The 1768-nt window shown below is 72.5% G+C and carries 1 protein-coding gene; it reads left to right on the forward strand.

All coding sequences use genetic code 11. The annotated features are described in order from the left end of the window. A partial coding sequence (locus FK498_RS18560; protein ID WP_141857167.1) for a ribonuclease E/G occupies window positions 1–1768 on the forward strand: 1768 nt, incomplete at both ends.

Consider the following 1768-nt stretch of genomic DNA (forward strand, 5'->3'; position numbering starts at 1 on the left):
GCCCCCGCCCGTCCAGGATCCGCCGGCCGAGGCGCCGCCCCTGCCGCGGCCGCCCCAGGCCCAGGCCGCACGGATCGACGCCGACACCGTCTCGGCCGATCCCGACGCCGTGCTGTCCGGCACCGCGGCGCCATCGCCCCCGCCGGCCGAGGGGGGCGAGGCTGCGGAACAGGCCGACGATGACGGGCCCGGCCGCGCCGACGCGGAGATCGACACCGTGCCGGCCGAGCCGGTCGCCCCCGAGACGATCGGCGGCGGAGGCGACAACGGCGAGGAGGAGCGGCCGCGCCGCATCTCCCCCCGCTTCCTGCGCCACTACAAGATCCAGGAGGTGATCAAGCGCCGGCAGATCCTGCTGGTGCAGGTGGTGAAGGAGGAACGCGGCACGAAGGGCGCGGCGCTGACCACCTATCTCTCGCTCGCCGGCCGATACTCGGTGCTGATGCCCAACACCCCGCGCGGCGGCGGGATCAGCCGCAAGATCACCTCGGCCGCCGACCGCAAGCGCCTGCGCGAGGTGATGCAGGAGCTCGCCATCCCCGAGGGCATGGGGATCATCGTGCGCACCGCCGGCGCCAACCGCCCCAAGGCCGAGATCAAGCGCGACTGCGAGTACCTGCTGCGCCTGTGGGATTCGATCCGCGAGACCACGCTGAAATCGGTGGCGCCGGCGCTGATCTACGAGGAGGCGAACCTCATCAAGCGCGCGATCCGCGACGTCTACTCGCGCGACATCGAGGAGATCATCGTCGACGGCGAGGAGGCCTACCGCGCGGCGAAGGACTTCATGCGCATGCTCATCCCGAGCCATGCGCGCAAGGTGCAGCTCTACAAGGACGGCGGCATCCCGCTCTTCGCGCGCGCCGGCGTCGAGAGCCAGCTCGACGCGATGCACAACAAGCGCGTCGAGCTGCGCTCGGGCGGCTACATCATCATCGACCAGACCGAGGCGCTGGTCTCGATCGACGTCAACTCCGGCCGGGCGACGCGCGAGCGCAACATCGAGGAGACCGCGCTCAAGACCAATCTCGAGGCGGCCGACGAGATCGCGCGCCAGCTCCGCCTGCGCGACCTCGCCGGTCTGATCGTGATCGACTTCATCGACATGGAGAACAGCCGCAACAATGCGGCGGTGGAACGGCGGCTGAAGGAGGCGCTGAAGCAGGACCGCGCGCGCATCCAGGTGGGCCGGATCAGCCATTTCGGCCTGCTCGAGATGAGCCGGCAGCGGCTGCGCCCGAGCCTGACCGAGACGGCCTTCGTCACCTGCCCGCACTGCAACGGCACCGGCCTGGTCCGCTCGGTCGAGTCGAGCGCGGTGCACGTGCTGCGCGCGATCGAGGAGGAGGCGGCGAAGCGCCGGGCGGCCGAGATCGTGGTGCGCTGCGCGGGCGCGGTCGCGTTCTATCTCCTGAACCACAAGCGCAGCCGCCTCGCCGAGCTCGAGGCCGCGTTCGGGCTGCGCGTGGTCTTCGCCGCCGACGAGACGCTCACGCCGCCGGCGCTGCGGATCGAACGGACCAAGCCGCTCGCCGCGCCGCCTGCCGGCCAGGCCGCGCCGCCGGCGGTGGTGACGGCCGAGGCCGCGCTGGCGGAGGAGCCCGAGGCCGAGGTGGACGACATCGGGGACCAGGACGGCGGGGAGGAGGAGGCTGAGGAGACGCGCGCCGCGGGCGAGACCGAGGGCGAGCGTGACGGGCGCCGCCGCCGCCGCCGCCGCCGCCGCCGCGGGCGGCGCGAGGAAGGGGTGTCTCGTATACAGATCTCA

Origin of the sequence: Elioraea sp. Yellowstone (genome assembly GCF_006704265.1) — a bacterium.
Classification (GTDB): domain Bacteria; phylum Pseudomonadota; class Alphaproteobacteria; order Acetobacterales; family Acetobacteraceae; genus Elioraea.